This window comes from Amycolatopsis sp. NPDC004625, assembly GCF_040609695.1.
Lineage (GTDB): Bacteria > Actinomycetota > Actinomycetes > Mycobacteriales > Pseudonocardiaceae > Amycolatopsis.
In genome coordinates this window covers 185,706-200,437 of sequence record NZ_JBEXKX010000001.1, presented here as the reverse complement: position 1 = coordinate 200,437, position 14,732 = coordinate 185,706, and the positions used below count along the sequence as shown (strand labels likewise).

The window sequence follows — 14,732 nt, the reverse complement described above, 5'->3', positions numbered from 1 at the left end:
GGAACGAGGACCGGCGGCGGACCTCGACCGCGGCCGAGAAAACCCTGATCGGCCTAACCGGCGGCGGCCAGCCGCAGCGCGCGGTAGACGAACTGCTGGTCGCCGAGCCGGTGCCGCAGGTCGCGCTCCAGCCCGGCGATCGGGTACAGGTTCTGCGGCGCCCGCGAGTCCTTGTAGGGGACGGACGCGAACCGCCCGAGCACCGACTGCGTCAGGTTGGCCAGCTCGGCCACCTCCGCCCGCCCGAGGTGCGGCGCCGCCTCGACGCGCACGACGCCCGACCACGGCGGGCCGCCCGCCGACGGCAGCCGCAGGTACCACGAGTGCCGCACCCAGGTCGTGCCCATCAGGAACACCGGCGTGCGCTGGTGCGCTTCGAGCGAGCCGACCAGCGCGTTGAGCTCGCCGGGCAGGTACGTCGTCTGGTGGCTCTTGATGAACCCGACGGTCCGCTCGAGGTGCGCGCGGCCGCGCAGCGGGCCGTCCACGACCAGCAGGTCGCCGCGCACGTGGCCGGCGATCGCCGTGCGCGCCCGGATCGCCGTCTCCAGCTCGGTTTCGGCCAGCTGCTCCTGCAACGCCGAGGACAGCACCACCGGCAGCGGCTTGTCCTCCTTGGCCGCCGCTCGGTGCGCGGTGTAGATCCCGGCCGGGGTGGCGATGTCGTCGGCCCGCGGGGCGACGGTGAACAGCCCGCGCCGGACGTCGGTGCCCACGACGTGCGCCCGCCCGTCGCAGCAGCACACGACCCCGGCCGCGTAGGACGCGCAGATCCCGATCGACGCCGAGTTCGTCCCGGCCGGGTCGTCGATCCAGACCCGCGCGTCGATCCGCCGGACGCCGTCGACGAAACACACCGCTTCGGGCGGCGAAACCGGCGACGGGTCGATCGGCGCCCATTCGGCCGCCGGCACCTCGACGTCCAGCTCGACCTCGGCCTGAGACCGGCCGAGGTCCTCGGCCTCCATCGAACTGCCGTAGCCCGGGTCCCAGGCATCGATGCTGAAGTTCATCCCGGCCACCGTGGTGAATTGCCGAACGGTCATGCGCCCTCCCTGGCGATGTGCGAGCCGGCGCCGTCCCGGGTCACCAGGAACCGCACCGGGACGCGCTCGGCGAGCGCCGGTACGTGCGTGATCACCCCGACCATCCGGCTGCCGGTGGCGGCGAGGTTCTCCAATGTGGACGCCACGACGTCGAGGGTGGCCTCGTCCAGCGTCCCGAAGCCTTCGTCGAGGAAGATCGACTCCAGCCGGGTCGCGCCCTCGGCGGCCATCGCGCCCAGCTGCGAAGACAGCGCCAAGGCCAGCGAGAGGGACGCCTGGAACGTCTCGCCGCCGGACAGCGTCTTCACCGGGCGCCGGGCGTCGGCCTCGTTGTGGTCCACCACCAGGAAGTCGCCCTTGTCGTGGGTCAGCTCGAACTGGCCGCCGGACAGCTCCAGCAGCGACGCCGACGCCTCGGCGACCAGCGTGTCGAGCGCCCCGGCGATCAGCCAGCGCGGGAACTTGTCCGAGCGCAGGAGATCCGCGAGCAGCCGCGCGACCTGGGCGTCGGACTCCGCGGCCGCGATGTCGCCCCGCAGCCCGGCCACGTGGGCGACCCGCCGCTGCAGTTCCGTGTGGTCGCCTTCCGCACGGGCCCGGGCGGTCGCGACGGCGACCGGGACGCGGTCCCGCACCGGCCCCTCCGGCACGGCGACGCCGAGCGCGGTGACGTCGTCGGCGACCGCGCGTTCGGCCACGCGCAACGCTTCGGCGGCCTCCCCCTCGGCGGTCGTCGCGGCGGCCAGCCGGTCGCGGTGGGCGCCCGCCTGGCGCGCGGCCCACTCCGTGAGCGCGGTCCAGGCTTCGAGGAGGCTTTCGCCGTCGATCGGCGGCGCGCCGAGGCGGACCAGCGGGTCGCGGGCCCGGGACAGGCGTTGCCGTTCGGCGTCGACCTGGGCACCGACACCCTTCTGCGCTTCCGCGGCGCGTTTCGCGGCCGCCCGCGCGGTCCGCAGGTCCGCGTCCGCTGCCTTCGCGGCTTCTTCGAGCGAAGCGACCTTCGCCAGTTGTTCGGTGACGACTTCGGCCGAGGGCGCACCGGCCAGGGTTCCGGCCAGTTCGCCGTGGCGGCGCCGGGCGTTCGCCCATCCGGTGCTCGCCGCCTGCTCGGCCAGGGCCGCCTCTTCCGCCCGCTTCCGCCGTTGTTCGGCACTGCGCTCGGCGGACGCCAGGTCGTCGGCCGCGACGGCGGCTTCCTTGCCCGCGGCTTCGGCGGCCGCTTCGAGGGAAGCGAGGACCGTGCGGCGTTCGTCCAGCGCGGAAGCCGCCCACGTGGTCAGGCGCTGCCAAGCCGCCGGGACGTCGTCGGCGTCGACGGCCGGCGCGCCCAGCTCGACCAGGGGATCACGGGCCGCCCGCAGCGCTTCCCCGGCGGCCGCGACGGACTTCCCGAGGACGTCGGCGTCGTGCTGGGCCGCCGCGCGTTCAGCGCGGGCGGCGGCGAGTTCCGCGTCCGCCGTCCGGGCCGCCTCGGCGACGCGGGCGCGGGCGTCGATCGTCGCCGACAGCCACTCGCCCCGCTCCCGCACGGCGCTGACGAGGTCCGCGAAGTCCCGCTCCGCAAAGCCGGCCTCGACCGGGCGGCGCAGCACCGCCGACTCGGGCGGACCGTCGACAGCCACGAGCGCCACGCGCAGTTCTTCCGCCTGCGCGGCCGCGGACGCGCTCGCGTCGGCGTCACGGTCCACCGCGCGTTCCAGCTTCCGCAGCGCGGACTCGGTGGCGGCGCGCTCTTGTTCCGCGCGCTCGAGCCGGTCCTTAGCCTCGGCCAGATGGGCGTGCCCGCCCGCGTCCGGCAACGTCGAAACCGGCTGCTCGCACACCGGGCACGCGTGCCCGACGGCGAGCCCGGCCCGCAGCACCAGGGCCTGTCCGGCGCGTTCGGCTTCGGCCAGCGCGGCCTTCGCTTCGGCGACTTCGGCGTCGGCGCGTGCGAAGGCGGCGCGTGCGCTTTCGACTTCCTTCCGCCGCGCGGCCTGCTCGGGCGCGGCCTTCCGTTGCGCGTCGCACACCGTATAAAGCGTGCGCGCGTCGGAGCGGGCGGCGGCGAGCGGGGCGACGTCGGGCTGGGCCGCCAGCGCCGCGCGTGCTTCGGCGTCGGCGGCCTCGGCCGCGTCGAGCCGGCTGGTCGCGGCCGCGGTGCGCCGGGCCACCCGCGCCGCTTCCGCCGTCAGGTCCCCGAGCTCGGCGGGCGGTTTCAGCCCGGCCAAGCGGTCCCGGTCCTGCCGGGCCTTCGCGGCTTCGGCGGCGGCGTTTTCGGCCGTGCGGGCCGTGGTGTCCCGGTTCTGCCGGGCCGCATCGACGATCGACACCGCCTCGGCGACCGCGACGGCGGCGGCGTCTTTGGCCTGCGTTGCCGCCGTTGCCGCGTCTTCCAGGTCCGGGAGGGCCTTCTCGGTCGCGGCGAGCTCCGTGCGGTCGGCGCGGATCCGTTCCAGCTCGCTTCGCGCGGGAGCGGCGGCGAGCGCGGCCCGGGCGGCTTCGTCCGCCGTTTCCGCCGCCTCCAACCCGGCCCGGGCCGCCGTGGCCGCCTCCGCCGCCGCCCGGCGCCGGGATTCGAGGTCTTCGACGCCGTCCGGGCGTTCCACCTCGTCCAGGACGCTCAGCTCCTGCGCCAGCGTGGCGACGCGTTGGCGGGCTTCGTCGTGCGCGCGGGCCGCGTCGTGGAGGCCTGGCAGCGCGGCGTTCACCCGGGCGTCCAGCTCCGCGAGGGCAGTCGCCCGCGCCGCCAGTTCCGCGACGGCTTCCTCGGTGGCGTCGGCGTAGCTGCCGAGCTGCTCGGCGAGGATCGCGGCCCGCTGCTTCTGCTGCTCCGCCGTCACCCCGGCGCGGCGCCCGATCCGCTCGTAGACCTCCAGGCCCAGCAGCTTGATGAGGATCTTCTGCCGATCGGCGGCCTTCGCGTGCAGGAACTCCGCGAAGTCGCCCTGGGGCAGCGCGACGCAGGTGCAGAAGTGCTTGAACGTCAACCCGAGCAGGCGTTCGATCGCCGGGGTCACCTCGGAGTCCGCGGCGATGGCCTCGGCGTCGTCCTCGGGACCGCCCGGCGCGGTGGGGTCGGCGAGCCGTTCCAGGCGGACGTTCTTGACGCTGACCGTGGGTTTCTTGCCGCCGCTGCGCCGGACTTCCCGCACGACGTGGTAGCGCGCGCCGCCGGCGTCGAAGACCAGCCGCACGGTGGCGCGGTTGACCGTCGGCGCCAGGGCGGGCGCGACGAGACCTTCGTGGTCCCAGCGGGCGACGGACCCGTAGAGAGCGAAGGTGAGGGCGTCGATCACCGTGCTCTTGCCCGCGCCGGTCGGGCCGACGAGCGCGAAGTAGTCCGTGTCTTCGAAGCTGACTTCGGTCTTCTCGCGGAAGGACGCGAAGCCGGTCATCTCCAGCAGCACTGGCCGCATGTCACACCCCGCTCGTCTCTTCGTCGTGCAGCCGCGCGAAGAGCGTCTGCACGCGCTTGTCGTCGACGGTCCGCTCCGCGCAGTAGGCCGCGAACAGCTCCCCCGGCGAGCGGTCCGCGACCGCGCGGTCGCCGCCCGAGGTCGCCACCGGCGCGGCGAACTCCGGGTCGATGCGGATTTCCAGGGCGTTCGGCAGGGCTTCCTGGATCTCCTCCCGCAGCCCGGCCCTGGTCGCTTCGCGGACGTAGACGCGGAGGTAGTCCTCGCCGAACTCCGCGGCGCGGCCGGTCAGTTCCGCCACCGTGCCGTGGACCGTCCGCAGCTTCCGGCCCGCTTTCAACGGGATGTCGGTGATCTTCGCCGGTGTCGTGGGACTCACCTCCACCGACAGTACGACGCTGGTGTTGTCCTGCTCGCCGAAGTCGACGGCGAACGGCGAACCGCTGTAGTGCACCGGGCAGGCGGCCGGCAGCGACTGGCGCCGGTGCAGGTGGCCGAGCGCGACGTAGTGCGGCTCGGCGCCGAACGCCGTCGCGGGCACGTGGTACTCGAAGATCGACTGCGCCGCGCGTTCCCCGCCGCCCATCGCGCCACCGGTCACCGTCAGGTGCGCCATGACGAGGTTCACCGCGCCGTCGGTGAACCCGGACTTGAGGTGGTCCAGGATGTCGCGCACGCGCTGGTCGTACTGGCCGACGTTGTCCGCCGGGGTCCCGGTGAGCAGCTCCGCGGCACGGACCGCGTAGCGCTGGGAAAGGAACGGCAGCACGGCGACGTTGACGCGTTCACCCGTCGAACGCGCGTCGAACGAGACGACGCCGCCGTCGTGCACCGGGCGGGGATCGCCGGTGAGCTGGATGCCGGCGGCCAGCAGCAGCGGCCGGTACGCCTCGAAGGTCGCGGCGTGGTCGTGGTTCCCGGCGATGGCGATGACCTCGGCACCGGTTTCGCGCAGCGCCATCAGCGCCCGCACCACGAGTTCCTGCGCGGCCGCCGACGGCGCCGACGTCTCGTAGAGGTCACCGGCGACGAGGATCGCGTCGAACCGCTCGTCCCGCGCGATCCGGACGATCTCGCCGAGCACGGCCCGCTGCTCGTCGAGCCGGTTGCGGCCCTTGAGCGTCTTGCCGACGTGCCAGTCGGAGGTGTGCAGGAACTTCACACTTCGTCCTTCCGTTCGGGTGGTGGGCGGGCGGCTCAGAACGGCGGCGGGTCGTCACCGAAGGGGTCGCTGCCGCGTGAAGGGAGGCCGGCGAAGGGATCGCTCTTCTTCGACGTCGACAGCCCCGCGGTGGCCGCCGGGACCGGCCCGGCCTCGGAAAGCCGCGTGGCCCAGGCGGGGAACGGGAAGCCGACGGCGATCGGCACCGGGATCTCCGGCTGGCTCACGAACATCGTGCCGGGCGTGGCGAGCGTGGCGCGGACCCGCTGGCTGGCCGGGAGGAAGCCGTACTCGGGCCGCGAAGCCTCGGCGGCGTCGAGGCGGCCGACGATGCGCACCGAGCTGTTGCTGACGATCCGGCGTTCGACCTCGCTGGCGGTCTGCTGCGCGCCGATCAGGATGACGCCGAGGGAGCGGCCGCGCTCGGCGATGTCCAGCAGCACCTCCTTGATGGGGCTGCTGCCTTCCCGCGGCGCGTACTTGTTCAGCTCGTCCAGCATGGTGAACAGCAGCCCGCCGGGGCCGGCCGCCTCCTTGCGCGCGGTCTCGGCCGCGAGCGTCACGCCGACGACGAACCGCTGCGCGCGCTCGACGAGGTTGTGGATGTCCACGACGGTCACCTGCTGGTTCTCCGTGGACAGCCGGCGGGCCGGGTGGTCGGCGAGGTCGCCGCGGATGAGGCCGTTCAGCGCGCGCTGGCTCGAGCGCAACCGGCGGATGAAGGCGTTGACCGTGCCGGCGCCGGTGACCGCGCCCGCCCAGCTCGCGCGGGTTTCCTCTTCGGTGACGCGGTCGCAGATGAGGTCGACGAGCTCGGCGTAGGTGCGGCACAGGACGCCGTCGACGGTCGCGGCGCCGTCCTTGCCCGCCGGGGTGCTGTCGTGGCGCAGGCGGTTCGCGACCTGGTGGATGACCATCGTGTACTGGTTGCGCTCGTCCTCGGCGTCGGCGAAGACGTAGGGCAGCAGGTCCTGGGCGCAGAACTCCGCGATGGTCCACCAGAAGGCGCCGACGCCCGAGGTCCGCCCGGTGACGTAAGGCTTCCCCGTGGTGTCCGACGGCGTGGGCGGCGCGTAGAACCCGACGGAGGCGAACGGCTCCGCGGGCAGGCCCAGCTTGAGGTATTCGCCGGTGAGCTTCTCGTCGAGCGCCTTGTTCGGGGTGTCGAGGAACAGCAGGTCTTCGCCCTTGACGGAGAAGACGAGGGCCTTGGCGTTGTGGGCGTTGGGCAGGGCGCCGCCGCGGAAGATCGAGTGCAGCAGGAACAACGCGAACGACGTCTTGGTGGCGACGCCGGAGACGCCGGAGATGCTGACGTGCGCGCCGCGGGTGCCGTCGAGGAAGTCCATGTTGAGGTAGACGGGTTCGCCGTCCCGGCCCAGCCCGACCGCCACCTGGCGGGTCATGTTGTCGAAGTACAGCGCCTGCGCGCGATCCTCCCCCTTGGCGCGTTCGACGACCGACCCGGGCTTCGGCGGGACGTAGCATTCGGGCTCGACGCGGGTGGTGGCGATCTCGGCGATCTCCTGCACCTGGGCGGGCAGGACCCCGTCGGAGATCAGGAAGACGTCGCTGCCGAAGCTGGCGCCCTCGTGCCGCGCGCTCACCTGCGTCACGACGCCGTAGGAAGTGACTTCGCCGAGTCCCGGCAGGTCCCGCCGGGTCACGACGACGTCGTCGAGCTGCAGATAGGCTTCCGGATCGATGGCCACGCAGAACTGCAGCGGCGTCGAGTCCTCGGTGCCTGCCACCCGTCCGACGACGGTGGTGAGCGTCTCCTGGTCCACGGTTCTCCCTGTCGCACCCGGGGGTTCCTCCCGCGGCAGACTAGCCCGGGGGACCGACAGTCCCGCGCCCAACACGGCGTTGCCGCGGCGGTGCCGGGGACTCCCGCCGCAGGCCACGACTGCGCCGAACGAGTGAGCTCACCCTTCGGGGGAGATCTTTCCGGCACCGCAGGCCCTTCCGGGCCGGCGGCGGCCGCCCGGAGTTGCTGTGCCGTCGGCCAATCACGCGGGCCGGCTCCCCCGCGGCGCCGGCGAGGCTCCCGGGAGGCCGCCGGCGGCCGTCCGGGCGGCCCGCGATCCCCCGCCGCTGCGGGGGATCGGGCCCCGGGTGGCTTCGGCCACACGCCGGGGCGCCCGCTCGGGCGTGTCGCGGGAAAAGTTCTCCGGAAGGGCCTCGGGTCCTATATGGACGACCACTGTGGACGGCACCGGTACCGGGTTTTGCCTGATCAGGGGCATGACGGAGGTTCGGGCCGCGTTCCGGAAGGCGTCCGGGCGAGGCCCCGGAGGGGGCGGAACCCGCCCCCGTACAAGGAAATATTTCGACCCCCGGTTGGATTTTGTGCGGTATTGGTAATACCGTGTGCAGTGTCGGCCGAGATGGGCCGTGACGAGTAGTTCCACTATGGAGGACTGGAATGACGAACAAGGCCCAGCTGATCGAGGCGCTGTCGGAGCGTCTGGGCGACAAGAAGGTGGCTTCGCAGGCCGTTGACGGTCTGGTCGACATCATCATCCGGACGGTCAACAAGGGCGAAAAGGTCAACATCACCGGCTTCGGGGTGTTCGAGAAGCGCGCTCGCGCCGCCCGGACCGCGCGCAACCCGCGCACCGGCGAGGCCGTGCGGGTGAAGAAGACCAACGTGCCCGCGTTCCGCGCCGGGACCACGTTCAAGGACGTCATCTCCGGCACCAAGAAGCTGCCGAAGGCCACCCCGGTCAAGCGCGCCGCCGCGGCGACGACCAGCACCCGGGCGACCGCCACCAAGACCGCGGCCGCGGCGGCCCCGGCCAAGGCGACGACGACCCGCACCACCCGCGCGGCGGCGGCCAAGCCGGCCACCACGCGGTCGACCACGACCCGCACCCGCACGGCGGCCGCGAAGCCGGCGGCGAAGGCCACCGCGACCAAGGCGACGGCCACGAAGGCGGCCCCGAAGGCGACGGCGGCCAAGGCCACCACCGCGAAGGCGACCACCACCCGCGCGAAGACGGCGGCCGCCAAGCCGGCGGCGACCAAGACCGCCGCGGCGAAGAAGACGACGGCGGCGAAGGCCCCGGCCAAGCGCACGTCGGCCGCCAAGAAGAAGTAACACCGGCGACCTCGGAAGGGCCCCGCACCAGGCTGGTGCGGGGCCCTTCCGCCGTTTCGGGGCCGCTGTGGCGAACATCAGCCGCGGGCAGCGCTCAGGCCACCTCTCGGCGCACGAACACGGCCGACGGCGTTGCCGATCGGACGGCACGGGTTTCGCACTCTGCGGGCCGCTGAGGCCGCCTCTCGCCGGACCGGCATCTGCGGGCAGCCGTGCGAGATTCCTCCACGCCCAGGCCGAGCACGGAGACCGCGGCACGCCAAGCCCGCATCAGCGAGCAGCCGCGCGAGGTTCCCCGCACCCAGGCCGAGCACGAAGACCGCGGCACGCCAAGCCCGCGTCAGCCGCCGGGTCCGGAATGCCATCCCCTTCCCCCCGCGGACATTCCGTTCGCATTCCCACCGCGCGTCCAGGAACCACCACCGGCCGCGGTGAACGGTGTTTCTCCGGTCCGGAACCGGTCCCGGTCACCCGCTCACCCGATCCGCCGCCACTCCGCCGAAGAATTCCCGCGCCCACCCGGTGGGGTGACGACCGGCCGAATCGGCCGGTCGTGGTTGTCCGGACGCCCGCCGGGGTAGCCGGGAGAAAGCCCGTCCGACCGGCAAGGAGTCGCGATGACCGAGAACGAAAACCGGCCCGGGGACGACCTCGCCCGCAGCCGGCAGTCCATCAAAGAGGCCAAAGAAGCCGCCGAGAAGGCCGACCTGGCCGATCCGGCCGAAGGGGACGCCGACGAGGCGCTCGCCACCGATCCGCCCCACCACCACGGCGAGCAGGGCTCCACACCCTCCGGAACCTAGATTCCCGGGCCGCCATTTCCGCCGGTATTGCCGCTCCCGGGCGAACCGGGCGGGTGCGGCCTTTCGCCCGGAACGCGGCGGCCGGCCAGTCCTATCAGGACCCGGCCGGCCGCCGTCCGTTCCGCGTATGCGGGAGGAAATTGCCGGATCTCTCCTCGGGTGGATACACTCCACCGAAGAACGCCGACCATTGTGCAACTTGTCACATGTCGCGTTCCCCCGGACGCACATCCAGCTGAGGAGCATTCCCGTGGCCCAGAAAGTCCTCGTCGAGATCCTGGACGACATCGACGGCAGCACCGCTGCCCAGACCGTTCAGTTCGGCCTCGACGGCGTCACCTACGAAATCGACCTTTCGGACGACAACGCCGGCGCCCTGCGCGACGAACTGGCCCGCTACATCGCGGCCGGCCGGCGCATCGGCGGCCGGAAGGTCCGGGTCGCGACCGGCCAGTCGACCACGACCAGCACCACCGACCGCGAGCGCAACCAGCAGATCCGCGCCTGGGCCAACTCGAACGGCTACGAGGTTTCCGAGCGGGGGCGGCTGTCCTCCGAGGTGATCTCCGCCTACGAGGCCGCCCAGGCCGAGGAGGCCGAGCCGCCCGCCGCGGCGCCGCGCAAGCGTGCCCCGCGCAAGAAGGTCGCCGCCGCCAAGAAGTAACGCGGTGGCCGGCAGATCACTGGGGAAAGAGCACGCCCGCGCGGGCGGCGGGGACTGAACCTCCTCGCCGCCCGCGTCCGGCATTCCGGATCGGACGTGGGCACCGTCACAGGATCCGCGTTGTCAGGAATTGTCATCGCATTCGGCGCAGTCTTTTCACAAACCACAGCGCGACCGCGCGGACACCGACAGCGAAACTATCCGCGCAACGCCGGCCCGATCCACCGGCGGACCAGGGCCCGCAGTTCGTCATCGGTGAGCGGCGGGGTCGACGGGTACTGCAGGAACGACAGGAACAGCCGCATCAGGACCTCGGCGAGCCCGTGCAGGTCCGCTTCGGTGGTGACGCCGGCGGCCGCCCAATCGACCGGGACGTTGCGGAGGATCCGCGCGCCGTAGGAGAAGGCCAGCGGGGAGACGACCCCGTCGGTGAAGAAGTCGGCTTCGCCCGCCTGCAGCAGCAGGCCCATGTGCGGCTCACCGGGGATGGCCCGGACCGCGAACACCACGGACTCCACCGCGGCTTCCTCCGCGCTGCCGAACGCGGCCAGGTGGCGTTCCATCCGCCCGGCGAACTCCTCCACCCCGGCCAGGGCCACCGCGCGCAGGATGTCCTTCAGGCCCGGGAAGTAGCGGTAGACGGTCTGGCGGGTGACGCCCGCTTCGGCGGCGACGTCGGAAAGGCTCGTCTTGGCCAGGCCGGCCCGGTCGAGGCACGCCGTCGCCGCTTCGACGATCCGGCGGCGTGCCTCGTCTTCGGTGCCGGGCGGGTTGCCCTGCCATCCGTGGTGCCCCATGCGGTCCATCTTCCCCGAGCCGGCGGGTTCAGCCGGCGGCAGGTGCTTTCCGCGACAGCGTGAGCAGCAGCCCGGCCGCGGCGAAGCAGGCGAGCGCGTAGAGCCCGCTGCCGACCGGGGTGCCGTCCGGGGTGACGCCGTCGCGGGCGGCGAAGTACCCCGGCAGCGCACCGATCCAGCACACGAGCAACCCGCCCAGGTAGACAGCCGGGTAGTACCGCGTGAAAGCGGACAAGGTCTCCGGCCGGGCACGCCGCAGGACGATCACGACGCCGGCCACCCAGATCAGGACCAGTTCGACGCCGAGGATCCACGCCCGCGCCGTGGTGTTCTCGCCCGCGAGTCCCGACGGGATGCCCGCGATCGCCATGGCCACCGGCGTCAGCACGCCGGCCAGCAGGATCCGCGGCACCAGCGCCCCTCCGCGGTGCGCCCCGGCCAGGCGCACGACCAGGTAGGTCATGGCCGCCATCGAAACCGACGCGAACAGCACCATGCTGGTCATCGGCACCGCGGCGAGCGCCGGGTGGTTCACGATCGTGTTGCCCGGGTTCCACGCCCACCACTTCAGCTGCGGGCCGAGCTGGTCGAAAACCTCGTAGAACACCTGGCAGACGAACGCGACGGCCACCGAGCCGGTCAGCGCGCCCCGGCGGAAGAGCCCGAGCGAGCGCACGAGTTCGTAGGCGAGCTGGCTGATCACCGGGTAGAACGCCACGATGTAGAGCGGCAGCCGGTCCGCCATGAACTGCACGGTGAACCGGTTGTGGGCGAAGATGAAGCCGTACAGGCGGTCGAGCCCGAACCACTCCGGGAAGTACAGCGGCGGCTCGGTGACGAAGAGGTAGACCAGCGAGGCCCACCACAGCGCCAGGTTCACCGGATCGCCCGCGCGGTACCGGCGGACCGCGTGCACCAGCGCGAACACCGCACCGCCGACGACGAGCAGTTCCAGCAGCGGCATCGTCCAGTGCGCGAGCTCCCACGGCGGCCGGACCGAAACCACCGCGGAGACGTCGTGGCAGTCGAACCCGAGGCCGCGGGTGACGGCTTCGGCGGCCGTCCCGCACTCCGCGGTCATCGCGTGACCGCCGCCGAGTAGTCCGTCGACGGCGGTTCCGCCTGGGGGTCGAACCCGGACGGCACCCGCGGCCGCCCCAGCACCGTGCGGACGCGGTGGCGCACCAGCCCGGCGAGCACGCGCGGGTTCCGCAGCATCTGTCCCAGTGATTCGTCCAGGTTGAACACCTTGGCGAAGTGCTCGTCGACCACGGCGTCCTCCCGGGCGGCGCCGACGACGAGGCTGAACGCCGGGGCCGACAGCGCCGCGACGATGCGCCGCCGCCACTCGGGCAGCTTTTCGGTGCCGGACGCGCACTCGTAGCCCTGGTCCCGGGCCATCGCCAGGCTCCACGGCACGCGGAGCAGCTTGCGCTGCGCGGCCAGGAACCGCGCGGAGAACTCCGCGTCGAGCTCCCCGGCGCGGGACAGGTGCTCGCGCAGCAGCAACGCCGAACCCGACGCGGAGCTGATGCCCTGGGCGTAGAAGGGGTTGAACGCGCAGATCGAGTCACCGACGAACGCCAGCCGCCGCGGCGGGGTCCGGAGGCGGTCGTAGCGCCGCCACTTGTTCCCGGTCGACCGGGTCAGGTGCACCCGCGAGGCGGGCTCGCACCGGTCCATCGCGGCGGCGAACAACGGCGTCCGGACGCGGCGGGCCGTCTCCACGAAGGCGTCGGTGGTGCTGGGCATTTCGAGACCCCACGACCCCATGCACGCGATGACGCGGTTGCCCTCGACGGGGAAGAAGTTGACCAGGTACTCGTGCTCGGCCGGGTGTTCGCCCTTGTCCGGTGTCGGCATGATCACCAGGTGCCGCCACCACCAGGACGCGGGCCGTTCGGCGGGCAGGTCGTACCAGCGCGAGGTGTAGGTGACCTTGGCGTCGAGCGTCCGCACCTCGGGTTCGGGCCAGCCGGCCGCCACCAGCCAGCCGGCGACCGGGGACCCGCGGCCCATCGCGTCCACCACGAAGTCGGTGCCGACGTGCTCGTCGCCCTCGCCCGCCGTGAACGTGACTCCGGTGACCTCGCCGTCGCGGGTGGTCAGGCCGCGCACCGACGCTCCTTCGCGGACGACGACGTTGCCCAGCTCGCGCACCTTTTCCCGCAGCACGCGTTCGATGAGGATCCGCGAGCCGTAGACCATCGTCATGGCGCTGCGCTTGCGGGCCGACCAGCCCGGGCCGTCGAGGTAGGCCGCGTCCATGGACGGCATCAGCAGCAGGCCGCCGGCGGCGATGAGGTCGTCCTCGAAGCCGGGGAACAGCGCGCCGATCGCGCGCCGCCCCGAGTTCAGCAGGAAGTGCGGGTGCTTGCTCTGCGGCACGCCGCGCCGGTGCCCGGCCCCGGCGGGCAGGTCGTCGCGTTCCAGCACCAGCACGTGGTCGAAGTGCGGGGCGAGCGCACCGGCGGCGCACAGACCCGCGGCACTGCCACCCAGGACGACGGCGGTCTTGCCGAGCCGCATGCGGACCAACTCCCGTCATTCATACAAAGAGACACTGAATGTATGAATGACAAGGTGCGGGCGTCAAGCCCCGGTTCGCGTCCACAGTGGACAGTGGTTCGACACGGCGTTTCCCTCCGGTCGCGGCCGGGTAGCCCGGCTGCGACAGGAGGGCGGGCCATGACGAACGAACCGCACCTGCAGGCCGTGGCCGCCGAACTCGGGTTGCAGCCCGAGGACACGCGCGCCCGGACCGGCGACTTCGAGGGTGGCCGCATCCGCTTCGCGGGCCGCGCCGGCGAGCGGGAACCGAGCGACTACCTGCTGCTCTGGACGCCCGGCGAAGGCTGGCAGCTCGCCGCGGACGACGGCCGGGACGGCGCGGTGCAGGTCGTGGCCACGCTGCCGGGCGCCCGGCCGCCCGAAGCCGTGGCCGACTTCGTCCTGACGGCCCTGACCGGACGCGGGGAGCGCCTGGTGCGCCGGTCCGACGAGCCGGGCGCGGAACCGGTCACGCCCGGCGAGAAGGACCGGTCGCCGGCGTAGCCGAGCCCGGTGCCGCCGGCGCGCAAAGCGCTTCGCGTGGTCCGGCGGCGGCCCTAACCTGGCGTCATGACCGACTGGTTCCCCTACGAAGAGGACGAGGAGACCCCCGGCCTCTCCCCCGACGAAACCGCCTTCCTCGACACCCTCCGGGAAGCGGCCGGCCGCTGGTCGGTCCCCTTCGCCGACAGCTGGGCCGCGCGTGGGGAAACCGAACCGTCGCTGCTCGCCGTGGTGTCGCTGGTCGACAGCGAGGCGCGGGTCTCGCTGGGCGACTTCGGCGTCCACGTCCTCGGCGACCGGGCGCGCGGGGACCAGCTGCACAACCAGCTCTTCACCCTGCCGGACGAGCCGACCGGGTTCGCCGTCGACGTCAAGGGGCCGCCTCGGCGGCTCGCGGCCGAGTGCGCGAAGTGGTTCGAAGCGTTGCTGGGCAAGTCCGTCGTCCACGCGCGCTGGCGGCACGCGGGGCAGGTCTACGCCCAGCTGTGGAGCTTCGGCGACACCGGGGAAGGGCTCGTCCAGAGCTACGACCCCGGTTCCGCTCCCCGCCGTCAGCTCGAGGATCTGCAGGCCCGCGGGCACGTCCGGGGCCGGGGCTGGGTTCAGGTCGCGGGCATCGAGGCCGCACCGGACGAGGTCCGCCGGGTGCGCTGACCGAACCCGCTGAAAGCGCTTTCCACCTTGTCCGCCGCGGCCGACGTCGCTTAG

The 14,732-nt window shown here is 72.8% G+C and carries 12 protein-coding genes; 5 read left to right on the top strand and 7 right to left on the bottom strand.

Translation table 11 applies throughout. The features are described from left to right. Positions 1–53 precede the first annotated feature (53 nt). Genes ABZW17_RS00925 through ABZW17_RS00910 form a run of 4 tightly spaced genes read right to left on the bottom strand, consistent with a single transcriptional unit; the run spans position 54 to position 7,393 of the window. Positions 54–1,046 carry a hypothetical protein gene (locus tag ABZW17_RS00925; protein WP_354808270.1) on the bottom strand — a complete coding sequence of 331 codons (993 nt, stop codon included), beginning with the start codon at positions 1,044–1,046 and terminating at the stop codon, positions 54–56. Then, the gene (locus ABZW17_RS00920; protein ID WP_354808268.1) at positions 1,043–4,444 is read right to left on the bottom strand and encodes an AAA family ATPase; all 3,402 of its coding nucleotides are present in this window, start codon (positions 4,442–4,444) and stop codon (positions 1,043–1,045) included. Before ABZW17_RS00920 ends, ABZW17_RS00925 begins: the two co-directional genes overlap by 4 nt. A gap of 1 nt (position 4,445) precedes the next feature. Beyond that, positions 4,446–5,606 carry an exonuclease SbcCD subunit D gene (locus tag ABZW17_RS00915; RefSeq protein ID WP_354808266.1) on the bottom strand — a complete coding sequence of 387 codons (1,161 nt, stop codon included), beginning with the start codon at positions 5,604–5,606 and terminating at the stop codon, positions 4,446–4,448. Between the two features lie 35 nt (positions 5,607–5,641). Further along, the gene (locus tag ABZW17_RS00910) at positions 5,642–7,393 is read right to left on the bottom strand and encodes an ATP-binding protein (RefSeq protein WP_354808264.1); all 1,752 of its coding nucleotides are present in this window, start codon (positions 7,391–7,393) and stop codon (positions 5,642–5,644) included. Positions 7,394–8,031: 638 nt separating this feature from the next. Here ABZW17_RS00910 and ABZW17_RS00905 point away from each other — a divergent pair. The 3 genes from ABZW17_RS00905 to ABZW17_RS00895 all read left to right on the top strand — a co-directional run bounded on the left by ABZW17_RS00905 (position 8,032) and on the right by ABZW17_RS00895 (position 10,173). Then, positions 8,032–8,706, top strand: a complete 675-nt coding sequence (locus ABZW17_RS00905; RefSeq protein WP_354808262.1) for an HU family DNA-binding protein — start codon at positions 8,032–8,034, stop codon at positions 8,704–8,706. A gap of 617 nt (positions 8,707–9,323) precedes the next feature. Next, entirely contained in the window at positions 9,324–9,509 is a 186-nt protein-coding gene (locus tag ABZW17_RS00900; RefSeq protein WP_354808260.1) for a hypothetical protein, read from the top strand. A 250-nt stretch (positions 9,510–9,759) separates the two neighbouring features. Then, a complete protein-coding gene (locus ABZW17_RS00895) occupies positions 9,760–10,173 on the top strand; it encodes an Lsr2 family protein (protein ID WP_354808258.1) in 414 nt (137 codons plus the stop codon). A gap of 197 nt (positions 10,174–10,370) precedes the next feature. Here ABZW17_RS00895 and ABZW17_RS00890 read toward each other — a convergent pair whose 3' ends face one another. From ABZW17_RS00890 to ABZW17_RS00880, 3 genes are read right to left on the bottom strand one after another with little or no spacing between them, the layout of a single operon-like run. Continuing rightward, positions 10,371–10,970 carry a TetR/AcrR family transcriptional regulator gene (locus ABZW17_RS00890; RefSeq protein WP_354808256.1) on the bottom strand — a complete coding sequence of 200 codons (600 nt, stop codon included), beginning with the start codon at positions 10,968–10,970 and terminating at the stop codon, positions 10,371–10,373. 28 nt (positions 10,971–10,998) lie between these two features. Beyond that, positions 10,999–12,051, bottom strand: coding sequence for a hypothetical protein (locus tag ABZW17_RS00885; RefSeq protein ID WP_354808254.1), 1,053 nt, complete (start codon positions 12,049–12,051; stop codon positions 10,999–11,001). Then, entirely contained in the window at positions 12,048–13,499 is a 1,452-nt protein-coding gene (locus tag ABZW17_RS00880) for a hypothetical protein (RefSeq protein ID WP_354808252.1), read from the bottom strand. The genes ABZW17_RS00885 and ABZW17_RS00880 overlap by 4 nt, the downstream gene beginning before the upstream one ends. Before the next feature lie 159 nt (positions 13,500–13,658). Between ABZW17_RS00880 and ABZW17_RS00875 the strand changes: the two genes are divergently transcribed. Next, a complete protein-coding gene (locus ABZW17_RS00875; protein ID WP_354808250.1) occupies positions 13,659–14,024 on the top strand; it encodes a DUF6292 family protein in 366 nt (121 codons plus the stop codon). A gap of 66 nt (positions 14,025–14,090) precedes the next feature. Then, positions 14,091–14,678 carry a hypothetical protein gene (locus ABZW17_RS00870; RefSeq protein WP_354808248.1) on the top strand — a complete coding sequence of 196 codons (588 nt, stop codon included), beginning with the start codon at positions 14,091–14,093 and terminating at the stop codon, positions 14,676–14,678. The last annotated feature ends 54 nt before the right edge of the window (positions 14,679–14,732 follow it).